The sequence below is a fragment of the Salmonella sp. 32020114201800008SM genome (assembly GCF_017572025.1).
GTDB classification, from domain to species: domain Bacteria; phylum Pseudomonadota; class Gammaproteobacteria; order Enterobacterales; family Enterobacteriaceae; genus Salmonella; species Salmonella enterica.
The window spans coordinates 22822-47362 of record NZ_JAGEQM010000001.1 but is presented as its reverse complement, the minus strand read 5'-3'; the positions used below and the strand labels follow the sequence as shown (position 1 = coordinate 47362).

The 24541-nt window shown below is 50.4% G+C and carries 27 protein-coding genes and 1 tRNA gene; 17 read left to right on the top strand and 11 right to left on the bottom strand.

Translation table 11 applies throughout. The features are described 5' to 3' along the window. Window position 1: 1 nt before the first annotated feature. Window positions 2-1468: a 5-carboxymethyl-2-hydroxymuconate semialdehyde dehydrogenase gene (hpaE, locus tag J4613_RS00230; RefSeq protein WP_000723526.1), complete on the bottom strand. Its 1467-nt coding sequence runs from the start codon at window positions 1466-1468 to the stop codon at window positions 2-4. Beyond that, a complete protein-coding gene (gene hpaG / locus J4613_RS00225; protein ID WP_000679207.1) occupies window positions 1465-2754 on the bottom strand; it encodes a 4-hydroxyphenylacetate degradation bifunctional isomerase/decarboxylase in 1290 nt (429 codons plus the stop codon). Before hpaG ends, hpaE begins: the two co-directional genes overlap by 4 nt. A 274-nt stretch (window positions 2755-3028) precedes the next feature. On the opposite strand from hpaG, the gene hpaR reads away from it, so the two are divergent. The 3 genes from hpaR (at window position 3029) to J4613_RS00210 (ending at window position 5779) form a co-directional block, all read left to right on the top strand. Further along, a complete protein-coding gene (gene hpaR / locus J4613_RS00220) occupies window positions 3029-3469 on the top strand; it encodes a homoprotocatechuate degradation operon regulator HpaR (protein ID WP_000543922.1) in 441 nt (146 codons plus the stop codon). Window positions 3470-3686: 217 nt separating this feature from the next. Next, window positions 3687-5249: a 4-hydroxyphenylacetate 3-monooxygenase, oxygenase component gene (gene hpaB, locus J4613_RS00215; protein ID WP_000801496.1), complete on the top strand. Its 1563-nt coding sequence runs from the start codon at window positions 3687-3689 to the stop codon at window positions 5247-5249. Between the two features lie 17 nt (window positions 5250-5266). After that, window positions 5267-5779 carry a 4-hydroxyphenylacetate 3-monooxygenase reductase subunit gene (locus J4613_RS00210; RefSeq protein ID WP_001195556.1) on the top strand — a complete coding sequence of 171 codons (513 nt, stop codon included), beginning with the start codon at window positions 5267-5269 and terminating at the stop codon, window positions 5777-5779. A 332-nt stretch (window positions 5780-6111) separates the two neighbouring features. Here the strand turns inward: J4613_RS00210 and hiuH are convergent, their stop codons facing one another. Continuing rightward, window positions 6112-6522: a hydroxyisourate hydrolase gene (gene hiuH / locus J4613_RS00205; RefSeq protein WP_000833188.1), complete on the bottom strand. Its 411-nt coding sequence runs from the start codon at window positions 6520-6522 to the stop codon at window positions 6112-6114. Between the two features lie 135 nt (window positions 6523-6657). On the opposite strand from hiuH, the gene hprR reads away from it, so the two are divergent. The 4 genes from hprR (at window position 6658) to J4613_RS00185 (ending at window position 10556) form a co-directional block, all read left to right on the top strand. Beyond that, window positions 6658-7338: a response regulator transcription factor HprR gene (hprR, locus tag J4613_RS00200; RefSeq protein ID WP_000698205.1), complete on the top strand. Its 681-nt coding sequence runs from the start codon at window positions 6658-6660 to the stop codon at window positions 7336-7338. After that, window positions 7331-8695 carry a heavy metal sensor histidine kinase gene (locus tag J4613_RS00195; protein ID WP_000240033.1) on the top strand — a complete coding sequence of 455 codons (1365 nt, stop codon included), beginning with the start codon at window positions 7331-7333 and terminating at the stop codon, window positions 8693-8695. The genes hprR and J4613_RS00195 overlap by 8 nt, the downstream gene beginning before the upstream one ends. Before the next feature lie 172 nt (window positions 8696-8867). Beyond that, window positions 8868-10337 carry a C69 family dipeptidase gene (locus J4613_RS00190; protein ID WP_000760235.1) on the top strand — a complete coding sequence of 490 codons (1470 nt, stop codon included), beginning with the start codon at window positions 8868-8870 and terminating at the stop codon, window positions 10335-10337. A gap of 108 nt (window positions 10338-10445) precedes the next feature. Then, complete coding sequence (locus J4613_RS00185; RefSeq protein WP_000174813.1) at window positions 10446-10556, top strand: hypothetical protein; 111 nt, start codon at window positions 10446-10448, stop codon at window positions 10554-10556. Here J4613_RS00185 and J4613_RS00180 read toward each other — a convergent pair whose 3' ends face one another. Then, window positions 10557-10727 (bottom strand): YlcI/YnfO family protein, encoded by a 171-nt coding sequence (locus tag J4613_RS00180; RefSeq protein ID WP_001111006.1) that lies wholly within the window; start codon window positions 10725-10727, stop codon window positions 10557-10559. 331 nt (window positions 10728-11058) lie between these two features. Here J4613_RS00180 and sopB point away from each other — a divergent pair, with 331 nt between their 5' ends. Both sopB and sigE read left to right on the top strand, forming a co-directional pair. Beyond that, window positions 11059-12744 (top strand): SPI-1 type III secretion system effector inositol phosphate phosphatase SopB, encoded by a 1686-nt coding sequence (gene sopB / locus J4613_RS00175; protein WP_001166962.1) that lies wholly within the window; start codon window positions 11059-11061, stop codon window positions 12742-12744. Between the two features lie 16 nt (window positions 12745-12760). Continuing rightward, the gene (gene sigE, locus J4613_RS00170) at window positions 12761-13102 is read left to right on the top strand and encodes a type III secretion system chaperone SigE (RefSeq protein WP_111742384.1); all 342 of its coding nucleotides are present in this window, start codon (window positions 12761-12763) and stop codon (window positions 13100-13102) included. A gap of 9 nt (window positions 13103-13111) precedes the next feature. Here sigE and J4613_RS00165 read toward each other — a convergent pair whose 3' ends face one another. Continuing rightward, a complete protein-coding gene (locus J4613_RS00165; RefSeq protein WP_010989012.1) occupies window positions 13112-13432 on the bottom strand; it encodes a membrane protein in 321 nt (106 codons plus the stop codon). 217 nt (window positions 13433-13649) lie between these two features. Between J4613_RS00165 and pipB the strand changes: the two genes are divergently transcribed. Both pipB and pipA read left to right on the top strand, forming a co-directional pair. After that, entirely contained in the window at window positions 13650-14525 is an 876-nt protein-coding gene (pipB, locus tag J4613_RS00160) for an SPI-2 type III secretion system effector PipB (RefSeq protein ID WP_023250827.1), read from the top strand. Between the two features lie 221 nt (window positions 14526-14746). Beyond that, window positions 14747-15427 carry a type III secretion system effector protease PipA gene (gene pipA / locus J4613_RS00155; protein WP_111742385.1) on the top strand — a complete coding sequence of 227 codons (681 nt, stop codon included), beginning with the start codon at window positions 14747-14749 and terminating at the stop codon, window positions 15425-15427. A gap of 136 nt (window positions 15428-15563) precedes the next feature. Here pipA and J4613_RS00150 read toward each other — a convergent pair. Then, window positions 15564-15651 (bottom strand) — tRNA-Ser (locus J4613_RS00150). 394 nt (window positions 15652-16045) lie between these two features. Here J4613_RS00150 and yccA point away from each other — a divergent pair. Together yccA and tusE are read left to right on the top strand one after the other, a co-directional pair. Then, window positions 16046-16705 carry an FtsH protease modulator YccA gene (gene yccA / locus J4613_RS00145; RefSeq protein ID WP_000374046.1) on the top strand — a complete coding sequence of 220 codons (660 nt, stop codon included), beginning with the start codon at window positions 16046-16048 and terminating at the stop codon, window positions 16703-16705. Window positions 16706-16791: 86 nt separating this feature from the next. Further along, window positions 16792-17121, top strand: coding sequence for a sulfurtransferase TusE (gene tusE, locus J4613_RS00140; RefSeq protein ID WP_000904446.1), 330 nt, complete (start codon window positions 16792-16794; stop codon window positions 17119-17121). On the opposite strand, the gene yccX is transcribed toward tusE, so the two are convergent. From yccX to J4613_RS00125, 3 genes are read right to left on the bottom strand one after another with little or no spacing between them, the layout of a single operon-like run. Then, on the bottom strand, window positions 17118-17399 hold the full coding sequence (gene yccX / locus J4613_RS00135) for an acylphosphatase (protein WP_000072884.1): 282 nt from the start codon (window positions 17397-17399) through the stop codon (window positions 17118-17120). The genes tusE and yccX overlap by 4 nt on opposite strands. A 48-nt stretch (window positions 17400-17447) precedes the next feature. Continuing rightward, window positions 17448-18227, bottom strand: coding sequence for a helix-turn-helix transcriptional regulator (locus J4613_RS00130; protein WP_058145154.1), 780 nt, complete (start codon window positions 18225-18227; stop codon window positions 17448-17450). A 25-nt stretch (window positions 18228-18252) separates the two neighbouring features. Next, window positions 18253-18801 carry a YbhB/YbcL family Raf kinase inhibitor-like protein gene (locus J4613_RS00125; protein WP_000859414.1) on the bottom strand — a complete coding sequence of 183 codons (549 nt, stop codon included), beginning with the start codon at window positions 18799-18801 and terminating at the stop codon, window positions 18253-18255. Window positions 18802-19015: 214 nt separating this feature from the next. Between J4613_RS00125 and rlmI the strand changes: the two genes are divergently transcribed. Then, window positions 19016-20227, top strand: a complete 1212-nt coding sequence (rlmI, locus tag J4613_RS00120) for a 23S rRNA (cytosine(1962)-C(5))-methyltransferase RlmI (RefSeq protein WP_000140480.1) — start codon at window positions 19016-19018, stop codon at window positions 20225-20227. Between the two features lie 57 nt (window positions 20228-20284). Further along, window positions 20285-20602: a heat shock protein HspQ gene (hspQ, locus tag J4613_RS00115; RefSeq protein WP_000561983.1), complete on the top strand. Its 318-nt coding sequence runs from the start codon at window positions 20285-20287 to the stop codon at window positions 20600-20602. A gap of 44 nt (window positions 20603-20646) precedes the next feature. Here the strand turns inward: hspQ and J4613_RS00110 are convergent, their stop codons facing one another. Beyond that, the gene (locus tag J4613_RS00110; RefSeq protein ID WP_001537782.1) at window positions 20647-21060 is read right to left on the bottom strand and encodes a CoA-binding protein; all 414 of its coding nucleotides are present in this window, start codon (window positions 21058-21060) and stop codon (window positions 20647-20649) included. A 173-nt stretch (window positions 21061-21233) separates the two neighbouring features. Between J4613_RS00110 and J4613_RS00105 the strand changes: the two genes are divergently transcribed. Together J4613_RS00105 and mgsA are read left to right on the top strand one after the other, a co-directional pair. Beyond that, window positions 21234-21896, top strand: coding sequence for a DUF2057 family protein (locus J4613_RS00105; protein WP_000847719.1), 663 nt, complete (start codon window positions 21234-21236; stop codon window positions 21894-21896). 94 nt (window positions 21897-21990) lie between these two features. Next, a complete protein-coding gene (gene mgsA, locus J4613_RS00100; protein ID WP_000424187.1) occupies window positions 21991-22449 on the top strand; it encodes a methylglyoxal synthase in 459 nt (152 codons plus the stop codon). A 35-nt stretch (window positions 22450-22484) separates the two neighbouring features. Here mgsA and helD read toward each other — a convergent pair whose 3' ends face one another. Then, window positions 22485-24539, bottom strand: a complete 2055-nt coding sequence (gene helD / locus J4613_RS00095; RefSeq protein ID WP_058107044.1) for a DNA helicase IV — start codon at window positions 24537-24539, stop codon at window positions 22485-22487. Window positions 24540-24541: the final 2 nt, after the last annotated feature.

The following is a 24541-nucleotide window of genomic DNA, read 5'->3' as shown; positions in this document are numbered from 1 at the left end:
ATCAAACTCCCCATTTTGGGATAGGATGGTCGCCCATTGAGATGCAGACGTTTTTCATTTCCGCAAACACTTCGAAGCTATATTCGCCGCCTTCGCGCCCGGTACCGGAGGCTTTCACGCCGCCGAACGGCTGGCGCAGGTCGCGGACGTTCTGGGTGTTGACGAAGACCATGCCGGCTTCAATCCCACGCGCCAGGCGCAACACTTTGCTCACGTCCTGGGTCCAGATATAAGAGGCCAGACCGTATTCCACGTCGTTCGCCAGGCGTAACCCTTCCGCTTCGTCTTTGAATGGCAGCAGGCAGGCAACTGGCCCAAAGATCTCTTCCTGCGCGACGCGCATACGGTTATCGACATCGGCCAGCACGGTTGGGCGCAGGAAGTTACCGCCTTTCAGATGCGCAGGCAGGTCAGTGGGTTTTTCCGCACCGCCCGCCAGCAGCGTTGCGCCCTCTTCAATGCCGAGGCGGATATAACCGGAGACTTTTTCCCAGTGCTGTTGGCTAATCAGCGCGCCGACCTGAGTGTTCGGGTTGGTCGGATCGCCGACACGCAGGCGATTCGCGCGTTCGGCAAAGCGCTTCACGAACTCAGGGTAAATGCTCTGCTGGATAAAGATGCGCGACCCGGCGGTGCAGCGTTCGCCGTTGATTGAGAAGATGGTGAACAGCGCGGCGTCCAGCGCGCGCTCAATGTCGGCATCTTCAAAAATCAGCACCGGCGATTTGCCGCCCAGCTCCATCGAGTATTTTTTCAGGCCGGCATTTTTCATGATATTGCGACCGGTGGCGGTACCGCCGGTAAACGACACCGCACGCACGTCATGGTGGCGTACCAGCGCATCGCCCGCCGTCGCGCCGTAGCCCTGCACCACGTTCAGCACGCCTGCCGGAATTCCTGCCTCCAGCGCCAGCTCGCCCAGCCTGTCGGCAGTCAACGGCGACAGCTCGGACATTTTGAGCACCGCGGTGTTGCCCAGCGCCAGGCACGGCGCGACTTTCCAGGTCGCGGTCATAAACGGCACGTTCCACGGCGACACCAGCGCGCAGACGCCGACGGGCTGCACCAGCGTATAATTGAGCATTTTATCGTCAACCGGGTAGGTCTTGCCGTTCATCTGCTGGCACACTTCGGCGAAGAATTCGAAGTTATGCGAGGCGCGCGGGATCAGCACGTTTTTAGTCTGGTGAATAGGCAGGCCGGTGTCGGCGGTTTCCATCGCCGCGATTTCCGGCACATGCTGGTCAATCAGGTCCCCAAGGCGGCGCATCAGGCGCGCGCGCTCTTTCATCGGTAGGTTGGCCCATTTCGGGAACGCCTCTTTTGCCGCCGCGACAGCCTGGTTCACTTCTGCTTCACCGCCGGAGGCTACTTCCGCCAGCACGTCACCGGTCGCCGGGTTAGTGGTCTGGAAGTAGTCATTACCTGCAACGTTTTTGCCGTTAATCCAATGATTTATTTTCTTCATTTTGCGCTCTCCTCACTGACGATTCGGTTAACCAGGCGACCCACGCCTTCTACTTCCACGACAACTTCATCCCCCGGCACCACATCGGACAGCCCTTTCGGCGTACCGGTGGCAATCATGTCGCCCGGTTGCAACGTCATAAATTCACTCAGATAAGAAATCAGGAACGGGATGCTGAAGATCAGATCGGCGGTCGTCCCTTCCTGGCGCAGCTCACCGTTGACAAAGGTGCGTAACGTCAGGTTATGCGGATCAGAAACCGCCTCTTTATCCACAATCCACGGGCCTATCGGCGTCAGGCCGTCGCGGCTTTTTACCCGCAGATTCGGACGGTAGTAGTTTTCCAGATAGTCGCGGATCGCGTAGTCGTTGCAGACGGTGTAACCGGCCACATACTCCATAGCTTCGGCTTCGCTCACCTTACGCGCCGTTTTGCCAATCACCACGACCAGCTCGGCTTCGTAGTGCATATATTCGACGTTGTTCGGGCGCACCGACGTTTGGTGATGTTCGGTAAAGGTGTTTGGCGCTTTGATAAATACCAGCGGCTCTTTCGGCGGCGTAAATGCCAGCTCGCTGGCGTGATCGGCGTAGTTCAACCCCAGCGCAAATAACGTTCCCGTCGCTGACAGCGGCCACGTAAACGTCTGGTGGCGGGAGAATTCATCTTCTGCGACAACCGGATTTTCCAGAGCGGGTAAACCTTTCGCCAGAATACGCACCCGATCGCCGGGACGCAGCGCAACGCGATTCTGCGGTGTACCGAGTAAGATCGCATCGCCAGGGTTAAGCGTAGCGAACTCACTTAACGCGCTAAGCAGCTGTGCGGCGCTACGCTGTAAATCGGCAGTATTCCAGTGGTCCGCTTCTCGTCCGTTGATTTCCGTGATAATGGTGAGGTTATCCACATCACTCAGCGGTGCCATTTCACCCAGCGGGCAAAAGCCATCGCGACATTTCGCTTTAATCGCCGGGCGATAAAAGCTCTCTTCCGGCAGGCTGACCTCGTTAGCCAGCGCATACCCGGCGATATAGTCCGCCGCCGCTTCAGGGCGTATCCGGCTGGCGGCTTTCCCCACAATGAGCGCCACTGTCGCGCCGCTCAGTACCTTTTCTCCCTGCGGATAAGGAATGGGTTCGCCGTGACGAATCACCGTATTACGCGGTTTGATGAACCACACTGCGGTTTTAGGCGGCGCATTATAGGGAGGCTGAGAGAAAGCCTCTTGCCAGGCATCAAGCTGGCTGCGATGGTTTAACGCAACGGCGAAAACAGTACCCTTCATACATAAACTCCTCAGGCCGATTTAACGGGCTGTGACTTCATTAATATATTAATGATTAGATTTATGCTTTCGCTGTACATTTAGCAAGCTGAAGTAAAGTATTTGTGATGTGATTAACAATATTTTCACAAAATAATAATTAAATGCATATATATCAAATAGTTAAATAAAAGCCTTTGTTTCTGTTAAACTTTGGACATAAAACAGATGTCATAGCTCACATCGGTAAACACGATTATTCAGGTATTAATAATTCTGCAAAAGAGAAACGCTTATGCATGATTCATTAACCATCGCCTTGCTTCAGGCGCGCGAAGCGGCAATGACCTATTTCCGCCCCATCGTTAAAAGCCACAATCTGACCGACCAGCAATGGCGCATTGTGCGAATCCTGGCCGATAGCCCCTCTATGGATTTTCACGAGCTGGCCTTTCGTACCTGCATTTTGCGTCCAAGTCTGACCGGAATATTGACGCGCATGGAGCGAGACGGACTGGTGTTGCGACTCAAGCCGGTTAACGATCAGCGTAAGTTATATGTCATGTTGACGGAGCAGGGACAAACGTTGTACGCCCGTGCCCGGAGCCAGGTAGAAGAGGCTTATCGAAAAATTGAGGCCGATTTCACGCCCGAAAAAACACAGCAATTGATGCTACTGCTGGACGATCTTATTGCTCTGGGGCGCCAGCATCCTGATAGCGAAGCGGAAGCATAGTATTCTTTCCTTCCCACGCCGCCGACACGGGAATCCCCTCCCGCTTACAACGTTGACGGCGATCGCATTTTACTCTTCTTCTTCGACGTTCATCTGAAAAGTACCCGCCGTTGTCCTGAAAGTCTCTTCACAGTTTACGCTTCTGCCTATTCAATTAAACAACAAATAAGAAACATATTATTAACAAAACATTCCGATTAACGAGGAAGAGGCCGCAATGAAACCTGAAGATTTTCGTACTGATAACAAGCGTCCGTTAACGGGCGAAGAGTATTTAAAAAGCCTGCAGGACGGGCGGGAAATTTATATTTACGGCGAACGCGTTAAAGATGTTACGACACATCCGGCATTCCGCAATGCCGCAGCCTCTGTCGCACAACTGTATGACGCATTACATAAACCGTCGATGCAAGATACCCTATGCTGGAATACCGATACCGGCAGCGGCGGTTATACGCATAAATTTTTCCGCGTGGCGAAAAGCGCAGACGATCTGCGCCAACAGCGTGATGCTATCGCCGAGTGGTCACGCCTGAGTTACGGCTGGATGGGACGCACACCGGATTACAAAGCCGCCTTTGGCTGCGCTCTGGGCGCTAACCCAGCCTTCTACGGCCAGTTTGAGCAGAACGCCCGCAACTGGTACACCCGCATTCAGGAGACTGGCCTGTACTTTAACCATGCTATCGTCAACCCGCCCATTGACCGCCACAAACCTGCCGACGAAGTGAAAGACGTCTATATCAAGCTGGAGAAAGAGACGGACGCCGGGATTATTGTCAGCGGGGCGAAAGTTGTCGCCACTAACTCCGCCCTGACTCACTACAACATGATTGGTTTCGGCTCAGCCCAGGTGATGGGCGAAAACCCGGATTTTGCTCTGATGTTTGTCGCGCCAATGGATGCCGAAGGCGTAAAACTTATTTCGCGCGCCTCGTATGAAATGGTCGCGGGCGCGACGGGCTCGCCGTTTGATTATCCACTCTCCAGCCGCTTTGATGAAAACGATGCCATTCTGGTGATGGACAAGGTGTTGATCCCGTGGGAAAACGTGTTGATTTACCGTGATTTCGATCGTTGCCGTCGCTGGACGATGGAAGGCGGCTTTGCCCGTATGTATCCACTGCAAGCCTGTGTTCGTCTGGCGGTTAAACTTGATTTCATTACCGCGCTGCTGAAAAAATCGCTCGAATGTACGGGTACCGTAGAGTTCCGGGGCGTGCAGGCCGATCTCGGAGAAGTCGTGGCGTGGCGCAATATGTTCTGGGCATTGAGCGATTCTATGTGTTCTGAAGCAACCCCGTGGGTAAATGGCGCCTGGCTACCGGACCACGCCGCGCTGCAAACCTACCGTGTGATGGCCCCAATGGCCTACGCGAAAATTAAAAATATTATTGAACGTAACGTTACCAGCGGCCTGATTTACCTGCCTTCCAGCGCCCGCGATTTGAATAATCCGCAAATCGACCAGTACCTGGCGAAATACGTACGCGGCTCTAACGGAATGGACCATGTTGAACGTATCAAAATTCTTAAATTGATGTGGGATGCCATCGGCAGCGAGTTTGGCGGTCGCCATGAGCTGTACGAGATTAACTACTCGGGCAGCCAGGATGAAATTCGTCTGCAGTGCCTACGTCAGGCCCAGAGCTCCGGCAATATGGATAAGATGATGGCAATGGTCGATCGCTGCCTCTCCGAATACGATCAGAATGGCTGGACGGTTTCGCATTTGCACAATAACGACGACATCAATCAACTGGATAAGCTGCTGAAATAACGCGGCAGGAGGTTCTCATGCAAGTAGATGAACAACGTCTGCGTTTTCGCGATGCGATGGCAAGTCTGGCGGCAGCGGTCAACATCGTAACCACGGCGGGTCACGCCGGACGCTGCGGTATCACCGCAACAGCGGTCTGTTCCGTCACCGATACGCCGCCCTCCGTGATGGTATGTATTAATGCCAATAGCGCCATGAACCCCGTCTTTCAGGGCAACGGCAGGCTGTGCATTAATGTACTTAACCATGAGCAGGAGCTGATGGCGCGCCACTTTGCCGGTATGACGGGGATGGCGATGGAAGAGCGTTTTCACCAGCCATGTTGGCAAAACGGGCCGCTGGGCCAGCCGGTACTTAACGGCGCGCTGGCCGGTCTTGAAGGCGAGATCAGCGAGGTACAAACCATTGGCACGCATCTGGTGTATCTGGTGGCGATCAAAAATATTATTCTTAGCCAGGATGGGCATGGCCTGATTTATTTCAAACGCCGTTTTCATCCGGTCAGACTTGAGATGGAAGCGCCTGTTTAACCGTCACTCATGCCCACAAGCGGGATAACCACCGCTTGTGGGAGAAGAGTCGATACGCTGAAGATTTTTATTCCCGCCGCGATGTTTGCTCGCCATAAATCGCGGCGATTAATACAATCTAAGAGCCTATCCCACCAGGCGTTATTGGCGCAGCCAGTTTGGACACGGACAGCGCGCAAAAACCGGAGCGTACACGTAGTACGTGAGATTTGACTCGCTAAGCTCGCCCTTCGGGCCGCCGCAAGCGGCGTTCAAAACGCTAACGCGTTTTGGCGAGCACTGCCCAGGACCAAAATGGCAAGTAAAATAACCCTAATGGGATAGGCTCTAAATTAACTCCCGCGATAGGTTGAATAACCATACTGACTTAATAACAGCGGCACATGATAGTGTTCATTCGTTTTGCTGATATGAAACTCGACGGGAATCTCCGGGAAAAACGTATCCAGTTTTTTACTTTCAAAATACTGGCCGGTTTTAAAAATAACGCGATAATCCCCCGGCGCGGCAGCTTTTTCGGGCCACAGTGCTTTAATACGTCCATCCTGGTCGGTATGCCCGGTGTTTAATTGCGTCCATCCGTTATCCTTTTTCTGCTCCAGTACCACCTCCACGCCGGGCGCCGGTTTGCCTGTTTGCTGATCGAGAATATGTACGCTGAGAATATTGTTGCCAGCGGCCAGCGCCATTGCCGGGGCTGCAACAAGAGATGCTATCACGGTAGCCAGTATATATCGTTTCATGCTTCACTCCTTTACGGTATTGATGCAGGAAAATATATCTGGCGCGTCCAGGATTAACCTTACACGGACATGACAATTATGTCATCTTGTTGGAGATTTACGGATTCGCTAACAAGCCTATGGCATACTGCGTTGATGAAGATTTTATTGATTGAAGATAACCAGAAAACCATTGAGTGGGTACGTCAGGGACTCACGGAAGCAGGCTATGTGGTTGATTATGCCTGTGATGGACGAGACGGATTACACCTGGCCCTTCAGGAACATTATTCATTGATTATTCTTGATATTATGCTGCCGGGGCTTGATGGATGGCAGGTTTTACGCGCGTTACGCACTGCGCATCAGTCCCCTGTTATTTGCCTGACGGCGCGCGACTCGGTTGAGGATCGCGTCAAAGGTCTTGAGGCGGGCGCTAATGATTACCTTGTTAAGCCTTTTTCCTTCGCCGAACTGCTGGCCCGGGTGAGAGCTCAACTCAGACAGCATGTCCCTGCCTTTACTCGACTGACGATCAATGGTCTGGACATGGATGCCACAAAGCAATCGGTGTCACGAAATGGCAAACCGATTTCCCTGACCCGCAAAGAATTCCTGCTCCTCTGGTTACTGGCGTCCCGGGCAGGAGAAATCGTGCCCCGAACCGCGATCGCCAGCGAAGTTTGGGGAATTAACTTTGATAGTGAAACCAACACCGTTGATGTCGCGATTCGTCGGCTGCGCGCCAAAGTAGACGATCCATTTGAAAAGAAGCTCATTATGACCGTCCGGGGGATGGGTTATCGATTACAGGCGGAAACGTCGCAGAATGGTTAAGTTATCAATGACGCTGCGCCTGACAATTTCTTTTATCGCCATCCTTATCCTCGCCTGTACCGGCATTAGCTGGACGCTCTATAACGCGCTGAGCAAAGAATTAACGTATCGTGATGATATGACGCTAATAAATCGGGCGGCGCAAATGCAGCAACTGTTACTGGATGGCGCCAGGCCGGAAAATCTGCCGCTCTATTTCAATCGGATGGTGGATACGAAGCAGGATATCTTATTGATCCATTCAGCAACAGGCCACAATGTTGCGATTAATCATAGCGGCATCCCCGACCAACGCTTTAACGAGATTCCGCTGGCTAAAAACATCACCCGCGAAACCTTATTTCGCCAGGCGGTACAAGGCACGGAACTTACCGCGGTACGAGTAAACGCCAGAAGCGGCGATGACCCGCTGACCCTTACTATTGCCAGGCTGGCGACGGAAAGGCGGCAAATGCTGACGCAATATCGCCGCAACAGTTTGCTGATGAGCCTTATCGCGATCCTCGTCTGTTCGGCGCTCAGTCCATTAGTCATCAGAAACGGGCTGCGGGCCATTACGTCGCTCAGCCGACTCACCGCGGCGACAGATAGCGGCACACTTCGCCAGCCGTTGGCGGAACAGGCGTTACCCGTTGAGCTCAGGCCGCTTGGACAAGCGCTAAATACCATGCGCCAGAAGCTTTCCGACGATTTTGAACGCCTGAACCAATTTGCCGACGATCTGGCGCATGAGCTGCGCACGCCGGTTAATATTTTACTGGGGAAGAATCAGGTGATGCTGAGTCAGGAACGCAGCGCCGAAGAGTATCAACAAGCCCTTGTCGATAATATTGAAGAGCTGGAGGGACTGTCGCGACTGACAGAAAATATTCTCTTTCTGGCACGCGCGGAGCACCAGAATATAGCGGTAAAAAAACAGCCTGTTTCGCTCAATGCGCTGGTCGAAAATATGCTGGATTATCTTAGCCCCCTTGCCGAGGAGAAGCGCATCTGTTTTATAAATCAATGTCAGGGAACGGTATGGGCTGACGAAATATTATTACAAAGAGTGCTCTCAAACCTGCTGACGAATGCCATCCGTTATTCTGATGAAAACGCCGTGATACGTATTGAAAGCGCTTATGATGATAACGTTGCAGAAATTCGGGTCGCTAATCCGGGCAGCCACCCAGCCGATGCGGATAAGCTTTTCCGGCGTTTTTGGCGAGGAGATAATGCCCGCCACACTGCCGGTTTCGGCCTGGGGTTATCGTTAGTTAACGCGATTGCTCTATTACACGGTGGTTCGGCATCTTACCGCTATGCCGATGAACATAATATCTTTTCGGTTCGTCTGCCCGATAGCGGTGATAGCTAAGGTCAGTACAGGTTCTGTTCCCCTTCCCTGCCACAGGGCTGTGGTTATCAATACAACCTCAATAAAGAGAAAATAAAGGATGCCGGCAAAGAATATTGCTGGCTCGATCACTTTCTCGGTTTCCAATCCAGGGTCAATTCATCCCATAACGCGTTATTCAGTGGGAACCTTTATGAAAAAGTATCTTGCATTCGCCGTTACGCTGCTGGGTATGGGTAAAGTCATCGCCTGTACTACCCTTTTGGTAGGCAATCAGGCTTCGGCTGACGGCTCCTTCATTATCGCGCGCAACGAAGATGGCTCGGCAAATAACGCCAAGCATAAGGTTATTCATCCCGTCGCGTTTCATCAACAAGGCGAGTATAAAGCACATCGCAACAATTTTAGCTGGCCGCTTCCGGAGACAGCGATGCGCTATACGGCGATTCATGACTTTGATACTAACGATAACGCCATGGGTGAAGCCGGTTTCAATTCGGCGGGCGTCGGAATGAGCGCAACGGAAACCATTTATAACGGCAGAGCGGCGCTGGCTGCCGATCCTTACGTGACAAAAACAGGAATCACGGAAGACGCCATTGAGTCCGTGATCCTGCCAGTGGCGCAATCGGCGCGTCAGGGCGCCAAATTACTGGGAGACATTATTGAACAAAAAGGCGCGGGCGAAGGTTTCGGCGTCGCGTTTATTGATAGCAAAGAGATATGGTATCTGGAGACGGGAAGCGGTCATCAATGGCTGGCAGTACGACTTCCGGCAGATAGCTATTTCGTTTCCGCCAATCAGGGACGTTTACGCCATTACGATCCGAATGATAACGCGAATTATATGGCGTCACCAACGTTAGTAAGCTTTGCGAAAAAGCAGGGATTATATGATCCGGCCCGCGGCGAATTCGACTTTCATCAAGCCTATTCGCAGGATAACAAAAACGATACCACCTATAATTATCCGCGCGTCTGGACGCTACAACACCAGTTTAATCCGCATCTGGATACGGTCGTTAGCGAAGGGGAAACATTTCCTGTTTTTTTAACGCCAATAACGAAGATCAGCGTGGCGGCAGTAAAAAACGCGCTACGCAATCACTATCAGGGAACGTCGCACGACCCTTATGCCAGTCATAATCCACAAGAACCATGGCGACCTATATCCGTTTTTCGTACCCAGGAGTCACATATTTTACAGGTCAGACCGAAATTACCGCAGGCTATCGGCAACGTAGAATACATCGCCTATGGAATGCCATCTCTTAGCGTCTATCTCCCCTATTATCAGGGGATGCGTCATTATCAACCCGGAGATGATAAAGGAACCGATCGGGCGAGCAACGACTCTACCTACTGGACATTCCGCACGCTGCAAACGCTGGTTATGCAGGACTACAATGCGTTTGCGCCAGATGTGCAACACGCCTGGAAAACATTTGAACAGCAAACAGCTAAGCAGCAGTATAAGATGGAGCAGAGCTATCTGAGATTATATGCGTCGCATCCGAAAGAAGCGCAACGCTTACTGCAAAATTTTGAAGATAAAACGATGCAAAATGCGCAGACGCTCGCCCGTCGCCTGACCAATAATATTATTACGACAATGACTTACCGTACAGATATGAAATATCACTTTTCAAGTACGCAACCATAAATTTAATGACAATCTATTAGCCACTCATACACAATAAGATAAAGCGGTACCAGAATTAGCCAGATATAAAAGACAATAATTATTATGGATTCATAGAGAGGATAGTTTATGACACTCCAGGCAAATATCAGCAGAGAGACAAAAGCGGCAAAAACCCAGGAGGTATATAAGCACGTTGTTCTTTTCAAAATGGCCGCCCCCTCTTACATAAGACGATAACTACAGCTTATGTCCCGTGTTACATAACTTTTCCCGACAGGCCTCTTTTACCCATGCTGAAAAATTCCGCGTCTTTTCAGATTTCAACGCGAATTCTATCTGTTCAAGCATGGAATAGGAAAAACGAATATTCTTCGTCACGGTCTTACTTGTCCGGGGCTTTGCTGGCATACACACACCTGTATAACATTTGATGTAACGCCGTTACTTTACGCAGGAGTAAATCGGTGAATTTGATCTGAGTCAAGAAGGTGGGTTTTCAATAAAAGTTGTGCCATAAATTGTGAAGTTTGTAGATTTTATGAACATTTGATGTACCGATCTCCCCCATGATCGCCACTACGTATGGACGTCAGGATGCCTCCCCGCCTGATCAGAAGCGTTTCCTCATTAAAAAGGACATTTTTTTAAAGTTCCTGGTGCATAAAAGTCACATCCTTTTAAAGGGTTGTTAACCCTGTTGAATGTTCCCACTCCCCTATTCAGGAATATTAAAAACGCTATGCAAATACAGAGCTTCTATCACTCAGCTTCACTAAAAACCCAGGAGGCTTTTAAAAGCCTACAAAAAACCTTATACAACGGAATGCAGATTCTCTCAGGCCAGGGCAAAGCACCGGCTAAAGCGTCCGACGTTCGCCCGGAAATTATTGTCCTGCGAGAACCCGGCGCGACATGGGGGAATTATCTACAGCATCAGAAGGCGTCTAACCACTCGCTGCATAACCTCTATAACTTACAGCGCGATCTTCTTACCGTCGCGGCAACCGTTCTGGGTAAACAAGACCCGGTTCTAACGTCAATGGCAAACCAAATGGAGTTAGCCAAAGTTAAAGCGGACCGGCCAGCAACAAAACAAGAAGAAGCCGCGGCAAAAGCATTGAAGAAAAATCTTATCGAACTTATTGCAGCACGCACTCAGCAGCAGGATGGCTTACCTGCAAAAGAAGCTCATCGCTTTGCGGCAGTAGCGTTTAGAGATGCTCAGGTCAAGCAGCTTAATAACCAGCCCTGGCAAACCATAAAAAATACACTCACGCATAACGGGCATCACTATACCAACACGCAGCTCCCTGCAGCAGAGATGAAAATCGGCGCAAAAGATATCTTTCCCAGTGCTTATGAGGGAAAGGGCGTATGCAGTTGGGATACCAAGAATATTCATCACGCCAATAATTTGTGGATGTCCACGGTGAGTGTGCATGAGGACGGTAAAGATAAAACGCTTTTTTGCGGGATACGTCATGGCGTGCTTTCCCCCTATCATGAAAAAGATCCGCTTCTGCGTCACGTCGGCGCTGAAAACAAAGCCAAAGAAGTATTAACTGCGGCACTTTTTAGTAAACCTGAGTTGCTTAACAAAGCCTTAGCGGGCGAGGCGGTAAGCCTGAAACTGGTATCCGTCGGGTTACTCACCGCGTCGAATATTTTCGGCAAAGAGGGAACGATGGTCGAGGACCAAATGCGCGCATGGCAATCGTTGACCCAGCCGGGAAAAATGATTCATTTAAAAATCCGCAATAAAGATGGCGATCTACAGACGGTAAAAATAAAACCGGACGTCGCCGCATTTAATGTGGGTGTTAATGAGCTGGCGCTCAAGCTCGGCTTTGGCCTTAAGGCATCGGATAGCTATAATGCCGAGGCGCTACATCAGTTATTAGGCAATGATTTACGCCCTGAAGCCAGACCAGGTGGCTGGGTTGGCGAATGGCTGGCGCAATACCCGGATAATTATGAGGTCGTCAATACATTAGCGCGCCAGATTAAGGATATATGGAAAAATAACCAACATCATAAAGATGGCGGCGAACCCTATAAACTCGCACAACGCCTTGCCATGTTAGCCCATGAAATTGACGCGGTACCCGCCTGGAATTGTAAAAGCGGCAAAGATCGTACAGGGATGATGGATTCAGAAATCAAGCGAGAGATCATTTCCTTACATCAGACCCATATGTTAAGTGCGCCTGGTAGTCTTCCGGATAGCGGTGGACAGAAAATTTTCCAAAAAGTATTACTGAATAGCGGTAACCTGGAGATTCAGAAACAAAATACGGGCGGGGCGGGAAACAAAGTAATGAAAAATTTATCGCCAGAGGTGCTCAATCTTTCCTATCAAAAACGAGTTGGGGATGAAAATATTTGGCAGTCAGTAAAAGGCATTTCTTCATTAATCACATCTTGAGTCTTGAGGTAACTATATGGAAAGTCTATTAAATCGTTTATATGACGCGTTAGGCCTGGATGCGCCAGAAGATGAGCCACTGCTTATCATTGATGATGGGATACAGGTTTATTTTAATGAATCCGATCATACACTGGAAATGTGCTGTCCCTTTATGTCATTGCCTGACGACATCCTGACTTTGCAGCATTTTTTACGTCTGAACTACACCAGCGCCGTCACTATCGGCGCTGACGCAGACAATACTGCTTTAGTGGCGCTTTATCGCTTGCCGCAAACCAGTACCGAAGAAGAGGCGCTCACTGGTTTTGAATTATTCATTTCAAACGTGAAGCAATTGAAAGAGCATTATGCATAATTTAATACGTCAACATACTTTCTTAATGAGATAAAACGCGATACGTATGCCCTTTACAAGAGACAAGACCAGAATCTTTGGTGGAAATGTAAGGGGCAAACGTTCATCTCTCTCATTTTGCTCTGTTTGCGGGAGCATTTTTAGTGTGTAAGTATTCCTGCTCATCAGGTTTTTACGCCATCTACGCGCATTTATTCTGGTATAAGTTGAAATACTGCAAAAAATATTAGTGCTTATTATTTTTTCTTTAAGTAAATTTTCGCTCAACAAACTTAATTGTTTATTCAATGATGATGAAGCGTAAGCTATGCTGGAAATGAAGGAAGTCAATAGCAAGGATAATCTTATTATTCACGGGTGATATTACTTCTGCTTCACCGTTATGGCAGATATCATCGCCTCTTGTCAGATGCCAGACACCTACTCATACTCAACCAAAGCTCTAAATACAAAAATCACCTTATATCTTTTTTTATTATTCCTTGTATAAATGTGACTTGACTCACACCTATAAGGAGTCGGCTCACTTCCATAAGAAGGAATCAAAATGCCAATAACTAACGCGTCCCCAGAAAATATATTAAGATATTTGCATGCGGCCGGTACCGGTACGAAAGAAGCAATGAAAAGTGCAACTTCACCACGCGGTATACTGGAATGGTTTGTCAATTTTTTTACCTGTGGTGGAGTAAGAAGAAGCAATGAAAGATGCTTTCGGGAGGTAATTGGAAAACTGACTACATCATTATTATATGTAAATAAAGATGCTTTCTTCGATGGTAATAAAATATTTCTGGAGGATGTCAACGGGTGTACTATATGTCTGTCATGTGGAGCAGCATCCGAAAATACGGATCCCATGGTCATTATTGAAGTGAACAAAAATGGAAAAACTGTAACGGATAAAGTTGATAGTGAGAGATTTTGGAATGTATGTCGAATGTTAAAACTGATGAGTAAACATAATATACAACAGCCTGATTCACTTATAACCGAGGATGGTTTTCTGAACCTGCGCGGAGTAAACCTGGCTCATAAAGATTTCCAGGGGGAAGATTTGTCAGACATAGATGCTTCTGATGCAGATTTCCGTGAAACAAATCTATCTAATGTAAATTTAGTCGGTGCAAATTTGTGTTGTGCAAATCTACACGCTGTAAATCTAATGGGTTCAAACATGACTAAAGCAAACCTGACTCACGCAGACCTGACTTGCGCTAATATGTCCGGTGTAAACTTAACCGCTGCAATTCTATTCGGCTCAGACTTAACTGACACCAAACTAAATGGTGCGAAATTAGATAAGATAGCTCTAACTTTAGCGAAATCATTAACAGGAGCCGATCTGACAGGTAGTCAACATACCCCTACTCCACTCCCGGATTACAATGATAGAACTCTTTTCCCCCATCCGATATTTTAGTCGAGATAAAGGGATTTTATAAACAAGAAGTATTCAAACAGAGGCCCCCTTGTTTTATTAAATAAACCCCGCCCCTAAGTTTCATTATAAATAACATTTTCAGCGTATTACTTGTTGGCTTTGTCTGAATCATAGCGTTATCTGTATGTGGCACATTAACTAAAAACACTATTATTGTTTAATTTAAATAATTCATAATTGTAGTCAGGAAATAAGAAGTTATGCTTCCGGTCACCTACAGATTAATACCTCAAAGCGGAGTATCCACATATGGATTAAATACCGCAGATACACCTGTTTTCCCCGATATTCCCGAACATGCACCAAACCCCTCATGGCTACGCCTTGCTCATGACAGCCTTGCCATAAACAGTGAATTCCGTCTGGAGCCAGAGTGTGTGGTGGAGTACCTTATCTCAGGCGCGGGTGGAATAGACCCTGATACAGAAATTGATGACGACACTTATGACGAATGCTACGATGAACTATCCTCCGTACTTCAAAATGCGTATACCCAAAGCGAAACATTCCGCAGACTGATGAATTACGCATATGAAAAAGAACTACATGATGTGGAGCAGCGCTGGCTACTGGGGGCAGGCGAAGCCTTTGAAACTACCGTGGCTCAGGAACACTTCAAACTTTCAGAAGGCAGGAAAGTTATTTGTCTCAATCTGGACGATTCTGATGATTCATATACCGAACATTATGAAAGTAACGAAGGAAGACAACTTTTTGACACAAAACGTTCATTTATTCATGAAGTTGTACATGCACTGACCCATCTTCAGGATAAAGAAGAAAATTATCCAAGAGGCCCTGTTGTCGAATATACCAACATTATTCTGAAAGAGATGGGGCATTCTTCACCTCCCAGAATGGCCTACATCTTCAATAAATAGACACATCGGGAAATGAAAAGAAACTAAAGACTCGCGTAGTCCGTTTTTTCGGGAAATATTCTAACATTATTTTCTAACTATATTCTAAGCGCCTAAAAAACAAAGGGGCTACCTTTCGGTAACCCCTTGTTTAATCTGGCGGAAGCGCAGAGATTCGAACTCTGGAACCCTTTCGGGTCGCCGGTTTTCAAGACCGGTGCCTTCAACCGCTCGGCCACACTTCCGGAATGAGGCGCACTATAAACATCCCGGTGCGTCATGTAAAGACCGAATGTGTTCGTTTGCGTGAAAAACAGGCAAAATTTCGTTAATTGCCTGAAATAGCGGCACATTGACCATTTCTTCAACACAAAACTGGCTGAATACGTATTGATCGCCTCCACTGTTTCACCGCTGTGATTAGCGATTTTTTTATCGGTAACGCGTGGTTGGCGCTGCCGCCTGTTTTATGGCGTAGCGCCAGGCATGAGCAGACCGTTTTAACGACGGTAATCACCTGAAATCTCTAAAGGAAACTAAACGTAAACGAATGCGTAAAGATGGGTAAAACCACTGGGTGACAGTGACTGTTTTTATTATTCTCCTTTATTAATTACATCTGTCATAAGAGAGTGACTAATGGATCGTATCATTACATCATCGCGTGATCGTAGCTCGCTACTGAGTACGCACAAAGTACTGCGCAATACCTATTTTCTGTTGAGCCTGACGCTGGCTTTCTCCGCAATTACCGCGACAGCCAGTACGGTACTGATGCTGCCCTCCCCCGGCCTGATTCTGACGCTGGTCGGTATGTATGGGCTGATGTTCCTGACCTATAAAACCGCCAATAAGCCGGTCGGTATCCTGTCTGCTTTTGCGTTTACCGGCTTCCTCGGCTATATCCTGGGCCCGATTCTTAACGCCTATCTGTCAGCAGGCATGGGCGATGTCATTGGCCTGGCGCTGGGTGGTACCGCGTTAGTATTTTTCTGCTGCTCCGCTTACGTTCTGACCACCCGTAAGGATATGTCTTTCCTGGGCGGTATGTTAATGGCCGGGATCGTCGTCGTGCTGATTGGTATGGTGGCGAATATTTTCCTGCAACTGCCTGCATTGCACCTGGCGATTAGCGCGGTGTTTATCCTGATTTCCTCGGGCGCTATCCTGTATGAAACCAGTAACATCATTCACGGCGGTGAAACCAACTATATTCGTGCGACCGTCAGTCTGTACGTTTCGCTGTACAACATCTTTGTCAGCCTGCTCAGCATTCTGGGCTTCGCCAGCCGCGACTAATCGACATTCCCCTCTTCCAGCCCTGCTTATGCAGGGCTTTATTTTTTGCTACACTGCCGTCCGTGTTGATTACGCAGTGAAACGTTATGTTGATCTTTGAAGGTAAAGAAATCAGTACTGATAGCGAAGGCTATCTGAAAGAGACGACGCAGTGGAGTGAAGCGCTGGCAGTCGCTATCGCCGCCAATGAAGGCATTGAGCTCTCTGCGGAACACTGGGAAGTCGTGCGCTTCGTGCGCGAATTTTACCTGGAGTTTAATACCTCTCCCGCCATCCGAATGCTGGTAAAAGCGATGGCGAATAAGTTCGGCGAAGAAAAAGGCAACAGCCGCTATCTGTATCGTCTGTTCCCGAAAGGCCCGGCAAAGCAAGCGACCAAAATCGCCGGTCTGCCCAAGCCGGTAAAATGTATTTAATACCGAATACTGAAGCCTGTTAACGTCTCGCGAGGGCTGTGCGGTTCAGTGAGGATTTTGTCCACACGAGCAGAGCGCGGCCCGCCCTCTTTCAGCCACTTGATGAGCTTTTCTACCTGCGCCGCGTCGCCACAGGCCACCACTTCTACGCTTCCGTCATCCATATTCTTCGCATAGCCGGTTAACCCCAGCCGCTGCGCCTCATGCTGCGTGGTATAGCGAAACCCGACGCCCTGAACGCGACCATAAACCCAGGCGATAATGCAGACGTTCGACATGATGGTTCTCCTTTCATAATCAACGGTGAAGACGCATACAGGACATACTTAACGTACCTGACTAGGCAGACACCCATAATGTTGGCGGAATCTGGCCGTAAATCGCGACCCCGACAGGTAGCCGCACCGTAGCGCTATTTCGCCGATCGGCAGCGTCGTCGATTGCAGTTGAGAAAGCGCGCAGGACATGCGTACCTCTTCAATAATTTGCCGATAACTCTGCGATTCGCGCTGCAAACGCCGACGCAGCGTCGATGTTCCCATAGCAAGACGGCGGGCTATCTCCTGGGCTGTCCATAGCTTAGCAGGTGAGAGCATAATCAGTTGCCGCACCTGCTCCGTGAGGGTGTAACGCCGTTCAATAAGCAGCGGTCCCGCCGCGCCATCATGCAAAAGCGCTAACAGTAACCCCATCGCCTGATGTTCCTGTAGCCCGACAGGTAAGCCCTGGCGCACAGCATCCAACACGTTCTCCCACATAAATGTCAGGCTACGGCTCATCGGGGTACACAGCGATGTCAGGTTTGCCGGTGGATAATCCTGAACGTACATCGTTTTAAAGCGAGCAATAATCTCCGGTGAAAGTAACAACAGGTCGGAGCGAAAACCGTTCTGCGCAGGCTGATTAATAATCTCCAGCGGCGTGTTCACCGGAATAATAATCAACTCGCCCGGCCCGGCGACAAGGCGGCTATCATCCTGAATGATGACTTTACTGCCCTGCGTAATATGGCAGATAGCGGCGGAAAAAAGCGTAACACGATGCAAACGGTGCAGATGACTGGAACGCACCTCTGCCGTCGTAAGATCCTGATGTCGAATATGCATCTCCTGCACCGTGCCGTCCTCTGTTTTATCTTCCGTATGTGGCCGTGAATTGTGCTTTCGCAATCGCATGCGCGTTCAGCATAAACCCTACCAACGCGCCACTCGATTCACTGTCGAGCGGCAGTGTTGCCGTATTCAGCGCCCACACAGTAAACTGATAGCGATGAGGCTTATCGCCCGGCGGCGGACAGGCGCCGCCAAAGCCAGCATAACCGAAATCATTACGTCCCTGCACCACTCCGGCGGGTAACGTTTTTTTATCAGCCCCCGTCGGCAGGTCGTGAATCTGCGCAGGAATATTCACCATCGTCCAGTGCCACCAGCCGCTTCCGGTGGGCGCATCAGGATCGAAGACGGTAATAGCGTAGCTTTTGGTTCCGGCAGGCGGATTGCGCCAGCTCAGCTGCGGCGAAATATTTTCTCCGCTACAACCAAATCCTTTAAAGACGTGCTGTTGCGTTAAACGAAAATCCGCCGGAATATCCGCGCTACTGAGGCTAAACGCCGACGCGGCAGATACGCCGCCACTCAATGCCATCATTGCGGCTGCGGTCAAAGAGAAGACTGTTTTCATTGTATTTCCTTCTTCATGTAAAGAAATAACACTATAAAAAGCGTCCGCTGAAGAAACTGTGCCTTTACGATTCTATTTTGTGCAGAAACGCTCACCGCCATACGCTGGTGATTGCCCCTCTCATCTGTGCTACCCTACGCGCCATTTCGTTTTCACGGTCCCAGGCTGGAACTATCATCCGGCCCGCGTCACTGTTTGTGAGAGGTTACTCCGCATGACTGAATCTACATTTCCGCAATATCCCCGTTTAGTCCTCAGCAAAGGGCGAGAAAAATCTTTACTCCGCCGCCACCCATGGGTCTTTTCCGGCGCCGTATCCCGTCTGGAAGGCAAAGCCAACCTCGGTGAAACTATCGATATCGTCGACCATCAGGGAAAGTGGTTAGCACGCGGCGCCTGGTCACCAGCCTCCCAGATCCGCGCGCGCGTCTGGACATTTGATAAAGCAGAATCCATTGATATTGCGTTTTTCACCCGCCGCCTGCGCCAGGCGCAGCAGTGGCGCGACTGGCTGGCGAAAAAAGACGGCCTGGATAGCTATCGTCTGATCGCCGGTGAGTCCGATGGCCTGCCTGGCGTCACTATCGATCGTTTTGGTCATTTTTTGGTGCTGCAACTGCTCAGCGCCGGGGCCGAATATCAACGCGCCGCATTAATTAGCGCGCTGCAAACATGCTATCCGGATTGCGCTATTTACGATCGCAGCGACGTCGCCGTGCGGAAAAAAGAAGGGATGGCGCTGACGCAAGGTCCGGTCACTGGCGAACTGCCGCCTGCGCTTTTGCCAATTGAAGAACACGGTATGAAATTGCTGGTCGATATCCAGGGCGGCCACAAAACCGGTTATTATCTTGATCAGCGCGACAGTCGTCTGGCGACGCGCCGCTACGTGGAAAATCAGCGGGTACTGAACTGCTTCTCTTATACCGGCGGTTTTGCCGTGTCGGCGTTAATGGGCGGTTGTCGCCAGGTTGTCAGCGTGGATACCTCACAGGATGCGCTGGATATCGCCAGGCAAAACGTTGAACTGAACCAACTGGACTTGAGCAAAGCCGAATTCGTGCGCGACGACGTGTTTAAGTTGCTGCGCGCTTACCGTGAACACGGCGAAAAATTCGACGTCATCATCATGGACCCGCCCAAATTCGTTGAAAATAAAAGCCAGTTAATGGGCGCCTGCCGGGGCTATAAAGACATTAACATGTTAGCGATTCAACTGCTCAATCCAGGCGGCATACTGCTGACATTCTCTTGCTCCGGACTGATGACCAGCGATTTATTTCAGAAAATCATTGCCGATGCCGCAATAGATGCCGGTCGTGATGTACAATTTATAGAGCAGTTCCGTCAGGCCGCCGATCACCCGGTGATCGCCACCTACCCGGAAGGGCTGTATCTGAAAGGGTTTGCCTGTCGCGTCATGTAACTTGAAAAGTGGAATAGTATCCTCATATAAAGGGTATCTATTTCCCGGGAGGTGACTATGATAGCCAGCAAATTCGGTATCGGCCAACAGGTCCGCCATTCCCTGTTAGGTTACCTCGGAGTGGTCGTCGATATCGACCCGGAATATTCGCTTGATGAGCCGTCGCCTGATGAACTGGCGGTTAACGACGAACTTCGCGCCGCTCCGTGGTACCACGTGGTAATGGAAGATGATGATGGTCAGCCAGTGCATACTTATCTGGCCGAGGCCCAGTTGCGAAGCGAAATGCGGGACGAGCATCCAGAACAGCCATCGATGGATGAACTGGCGCGTACCATTCGCAAGCAGCTTCAGGCGCCGCGACTACGTAACTGATTGTATTTAAAAGGCCGGAAAGCGATATCCGGCCATTTAAACTTTTATTTCGCCAGCCCCAGGCGAGGGATCTCAATCGCCGGGCAGCGATCCATCACCACGGTCATGCCTGCATCCCGCGCCAGCACCGCCGCCTGTTCGTTGATCACGCCAAGCTGTAGCCATAGCGTTTTTGCGCCGATGGCGATAGCTTCCTGCGCGACGCCCCATGCAGCTTCAGAGTTGCGAAAAACATCCACCATATCGACTTTTTCGGGAATGTCCGCCAGCGTGGCATACCCCTGTTGCCCCAGCAATGTCTTACCCGCGACTTTTGGCGCAACCGGAATCACATGGTAGCCCTGTTCAAGCAGGTATTTCATTACCCGATAACTTGGACGATCGGGTTTATCGCTCGCACCTACCAGCGCGATAGTGCGAGTGGACGTCAAAACATCAGCAATATCGGTCTCTTTCATCATCTTTCTCCTGGCTGTTTTGCAAAGTGTACGACAAACCTGACATAGCAACCATTCATCCCATACCGATGTATGAGAGCAAAACGCCAAAATATGTCTATATGTTAGTAAACATGATCTAAGAAAAATTTCGATACATTATTAGCCAGACGGCCTTTGGACAGGAGAACCTTATGAAAACCGGCGCGCTAGCCACCTTCCTTGCTCTCTGTTTGCCGGTGACTGTTTTTGCCACAACGCTCCGTTTGTCTAATGAGGTTGATCTGCTGGTGCTGGACGGCAAAAAGGTGTCCAGCTCTTTATTACGCGGCGCAGAGAGCATTGAACTGGAAAACGGGCCGCATCAACTCGTTTTCCGGGTGGAAAAAACCATCCGCCTGCCCGGTAATGAAGAGCGGCTTTATATTTCTCCGCCGCTGGTGATAAGTTTCGATACCCAACTGATAAGTCAGGTCAATTTCCAGCTCCCGCGGCTGGAAAACGAGCGCGAAGCCTCGCATTTTAACGCGGCGCCGCGTCTGGCGCTTTTGGACGGCGACGCCATGCCCATTCCGGTAAAACTCGATATTCTGGCCATTACTTCTACGGCTAAAGTGGTCGATTATGAAATAGAGACCGAGCGTTATAATAAATCGGCGAAACGCGCCTCGCTTCCTCAGTTCGCCACGATGATGGCAGACGACAGCACATTACTTTCCGACGTCTCAGAGCTTGATACCGTACCGCCGCAATCACAAACTCTGACAGAACAGCGGCTGAAATATTGGTTCCGACTGGCCGACCCGCAGACACGCCATCATTTTCTGCAATGGGCGGAAAAACAGCCGCCCTCTTGATATGAGTTGTCCCAGCGCGCAATTTTTTTCTCTTTCTCTTGCAGCATCAAGCGCTTCCAGTAATCTGTAGACAGGTTAACTACGGAATCGAATTATGGAACTGACGACTCGCACCTTGCCGACGCGCAAACATATCGCGTTGGTTGCTCACGACCACTGCAAACAGATGTTAATGAACTGGGTGGAACGCCATCAGCCGTTGCTGGAAAAACACGTTCTTTATGCAACCGGCACCACGGGGAATCTGATCCAGCGCGCAACCGGTATGGACGTTAATGCGATGCTGAGCGGCCCGATGGGCGGCGACCAGCAGGTTGGCGCACTCATTTCAGAAGGGAAAATCGACGTGTTGATTTTCTTCTGGGACCCGCTTAACGCGGTACCGCACGACCCCGATGTCAAAGCGCTACTGCGTCTGGCCACCGTATGGAATATCCCTGTCGCCACTAACGTCTCAACGGCGGACTTTATCATCCAGTCCCCGCATTTTAATGACGCTGTAGATATTCTTATTCCGGATTATGCGCGTTATCTGGCCGAGCGCCTGAAATAACCGCTACGCGGGCGGGATGCTGTACCGCCCGCGCTTTAGGGCTTCCTCGCCACTGGCACTTCCAGCTGTTTAAGCGCCTCCACAAAGCGCGAGGGATTATCTTTATTGAAAAGCAGCCAGACCCGCGCACGCGCGCGCGTCAACGCCACATATAACAAACGCCGCTCTTCAGCGTCCGGAAAATCCTCAACCTGAGGAAGAAGCGCACTTTCCATAATGGATTCTCGCGCCGGGGCGGGGAAACCGTCGTTACCCTCCTGCAATCCGACAAGAATCACGTAATCGGCCTGTTGGCCTTTGCTGGCATGGATAGTCATGAAGTCTATCTGTAACTTCGGCCAGCGAGTCGCCGCTTTTTGTAGACTCGCGGGTTTCAGATGGTGATAGCGCGCCAGCACCAGGATACGTTCATCTTCCTTCGCATAGCCGGATAATTTATCCAGTAACGCGTCCAACTGGCTTTCATCCAATAACGTCACCGCTTTTTTATCGCCTGGGGTCAGACTATTTAACGGTTTTTTAAGCTGGTGCGGATTCTGCTGTACAAAGCGATTGGCAATATCGCCAATCCGACTGTTAAAACGGTACGTGGTGTCCAGGTGGCAATGCTCGCCCTCGCCGAACGTCTGATGAAACGCCGTCGTTAAGGAGAGCTGCGCCCCGCTAAAACGGTAAATCGCCTGCCAGTCATCGCCAACGGCAAACAGCGTAGTCTGGCTATTCTGCTTGCGCAACGCCTCTAACAGCGCCGCCCGTTGCGGGGAAATATCCTGAAATTCATCGACCAGAATATGCTTCCACGGGCTGATAAAACGCCCTTTTTCGAGGATCACCATTGCCTGATGGATCAGCCCGGAGAAATCAACGGCATTTTCCGCTTTCAACGCGCTTTTCCAGGCCTTTAGCAGCGGCGCCATCAGCTTAATGCGTTTGCCAAACAGCTCGCGGCACTCCTCTGGCGCGCCAGCGATCATTTCTGCCTGCGCGCCGCCGTGCATACGCATCAAACTGACCCAACGATCCAGGCGAGGGGCCAGACGCCGCTGCAATGTCTCATCGTCCCAGAAATTACCTTCCGGCACTACCCACTGCATCTCCTCTTCCAGCCACTGACGCCAGCCTTTGGCCTGCGCTTTTTTCTCGCTACACTGCTGACGCCAGGTGCGCAGAAATAGCTGATGCCGCGCGGTGGCGTCACTTTCCAGCTTACTGATAACCGGCGCTTTTTTACTGCCTTGCTGAATAATATACAGCGCCAGCGAATGGAACGTACGGGCAGTAATCTCTTCCGTATGTAAGCGCTCGCGGATACGCTCATCCATCTCCTCTGCCGCCTTGCGACCAAACGCCAGTAAAAGAATTTGCCCCGCATCTGCTTGTCCGCGCGCCAACAGCCAACCCGCGCGCGCCACCAGCACCGAGGTCTTACCGCTTCCCGCGCCCGCCAGTACCAGTAACGATGATTCGCCGTTAACCACCGCCCTGGCCTGGGAAGGATTAAGCGGAGAAGATTCTATCTGCGTAAAAAAGTCGGCATGCGCTTCCAGCATGGCATCAGCATACGCCTGATTATGCTGCTGCCGACTTCCCTCGCTATCCTGTAACCAGGCCAGACACTTACGCCATATCTCGCGACAGTGAGCAAACTCCTCCAGACGTGAGACCGGCAGCGGCAAAGCGGCAAACGTCTGGCGAATTTCGTGTTCCAGCCCCCGAACGCGTTCACGGGTAAGCCATTGGTTTTCGCCCGTTCGCTCACTAATACGCGCCCATTGCTCTTGTAATGCCTGCGCGGCGACATCACTCATCTCCTGGCTCCAGCGACGCCAGTGCGCGTCCAGATAGCGATGGAATTGCTGGGTTTCCGACCACTCGGTACCGTGCAAACGCACGACTTTATCCTCCGGCAGGACAAACTCCAGTTCGCCCCATACCAGCCCACGCTTACAGTGAATCGCCAATAACTGATTGAATGGAATAAGATATTCATGCCTGTCGCCAGACACTTTCACCCCAGCGTTGAGGATCTCGGCACGATCATACGGGTGTTGCGCCAGACGTTTTCCAAGAGAAGTTGCTTTCAGTTCCATGA

What these genes read in the sequence shown, in the direction of transcription:
- hpaE (WP_000723526.1), bottom strand. Translation starts at nt 1,468, where the DNA reads ATGAAGAAAATAAATCATTGGATTAACGGCAAAAACGTTGCAGGTAAT.
- hpaG (WP_000679207.1), bottom strand. Translation starts at nt 2,754, where the DNA reads ATGAAGGGTACTGTTTTCGCCGTTGCGTTAAACCATCGCAGCCAGCTT.
- hpaR (WP_000543922.1), top strand. Translation starts at nt 3,029, where the DNA reads ATGCATGATTCATTAACCATCGCCTTGCTTCAGGCGCGCGAAGCGGCA.
- hpaB (WP_000801496.1), top strand. Translation starts at nt 3,687, where the DNA reads ATGAAACCTGAAGATTTTCGTACTGATAACAAGCGTCCGTTAACGGGC.
- J4613_RS00210 (WP_001195556.1), top strand. Translation starts at nt 5,267, where the DNA reads ATGCAAGTAGATGAACAACGTCTGCGTTTTCGCGATGCGATGGCAAGT.
- hiuH (WP_000833188.1), bottom strand. Translation starts at nt 6,522, where the DNA reads ATGAAACGATATATACTGGCTACCGTGATAGCATCTCTTGTTGCAGCC.
- hprR (WP_000698205.1), top strand. Translation starts at nt 6,658, where the DNA reads ATGAAGATTTTATTGATTGAAGATAACCAGAAAACCATTGAGTGGGTA.
- J4613_RS00195 (WP_000240033.1), top strand. Translation starts at nt 7,331, where the DNA reads ATGGTTAAGTTATCAATGACGCTGCGCCTGACAATTTCTTTTATCGCC.
- J4613_RS00190 (WP_000760235.1), top strand. Translation starts at nt 8,868, where the DNA reads ATGAAAAAGTATCTTGCATTCGCCGTTACGCTGCTGGGTATGGGTAAA.
- J4613_RS00185 (WP_000174813.1), top strand. Translation starts at nt 10,446, where the DNA reads ATGACACTCCAGGCAAATATCAGCAGAGAGACAAAAGCGGCAAAAACC.
- J4613_RS00180 (WP_001111006.1), bottom strand. Translation starts at nt 10,727, where the DNA reads ATGCCAGCAAAGCCCCGGACAAGTAAGACCGTGACGAAGAATATTCGT.
- sopB (WP_001166962.1), top strand. Translation starts at nt 11,059, where the DNA reads ATGCAAATACAGAGCTTCTATCACTCAGCTTCACTAAAAACCCAGGAG.
- sigE (WP_111742384.1), top strand. Translation starts at nt 12,761, where the DNA reads ATGGAAAGTCTATTAAATCGTTTATATGACGCGTTAGGCCTGGATGCG.
- pipB (WP_023250827.1), top strand. Translation starts at nt 13,650, where the DNA reads ATGCCAATAACTAACGCGTCCCCAGAAAATATATTAAGATATTTGCAT.
- pipA (WP_111742385.1), top strand. Translation starts at nt 14,747, where the DNA reads ATGCTTCCGGTCACCTACAGATTAATACCTCAAAGCGGAGTATCCACA.
- yccA (WP_000374046.1), top strand. Translation starts at nt 16,046, where the DNA reads ATGGATCGTATCATTACATCATCGCGTGATCGTAGCTCGCTACTGAGT.
- tusE (WP_000904446.1), top strand. Translation starts at nt 16,792, where the DNA reads ATGTTGATCTTTGAAGGTAAAGAAATCAGTACTGATAGCGAAGGCTAT.
- yccX (WP_000072884.1), bottom strand. Translation starts at nt 17,399, where the DNA reads ATGTCGAACGTCTGCATTATCGCCTGGGTTTATGGTCGCGTTCAGGGC.
- J4613_RS00130 (WP_058145154.1), bottom strand. Translation starts at nt 18,227, where the DNA reads ATGCATATTCGACATCAGGATCTTACGACGGCAGAGGTGCGTTCCAGT.
- J4613_RS00125 (WP_000859414.1), bottom strand. Translation starts at nt 18,801, where the DNA reads ATGAAAACAGTCTTCTCTTTGACCGCAGCCGCAATGATGGCATTGAGT.
- rlmI (WP_000140480.1), top strand. Translation starts at nt 19,016, where the DNA reads ATGACTGAATCTACATTTCCGCAATATCCCCGTTTAGTCCTCAGCAAA.
- hspQ (WP_000561983.1), top strand. Translation starts at nt 20,285, where the DNA reads ATGATAGCCAGCAAATTCGGTATCGGCCAACAGGTCCGCCATTCCCTG.
- J4613_RS00110 (WP_001537782.1), bottom strand. Translation starts at nt 21,060, where the DNA reads ATGAAAGAGACCGATATTGCTGATGTTTTGACGTCCACTCGCACTATC.
- J4613_RS00105 (WP_000847719.1), top strand. Translation starts at nt 21,234, where the DNA reads ATGAAAACCGGCGCGCTAGCCACCTTCCTTGCTCTCTGTTTGCCGGTG.
- mgsA (WP_000424187.1), top strand. Translation starts at nt 21,991, where the DNA reads ATGGAACTGACGACTCGCACCTTGCCGACGCGCAAACATATCGCGTTG.
- helD (WP_058107044.1), bottom strand. Translation starts at nt 24,539, where the DNA reads ATGGAACTGAAAGCAACTTCTCTTGGAAAACGTCTGGCGCAACACCCG.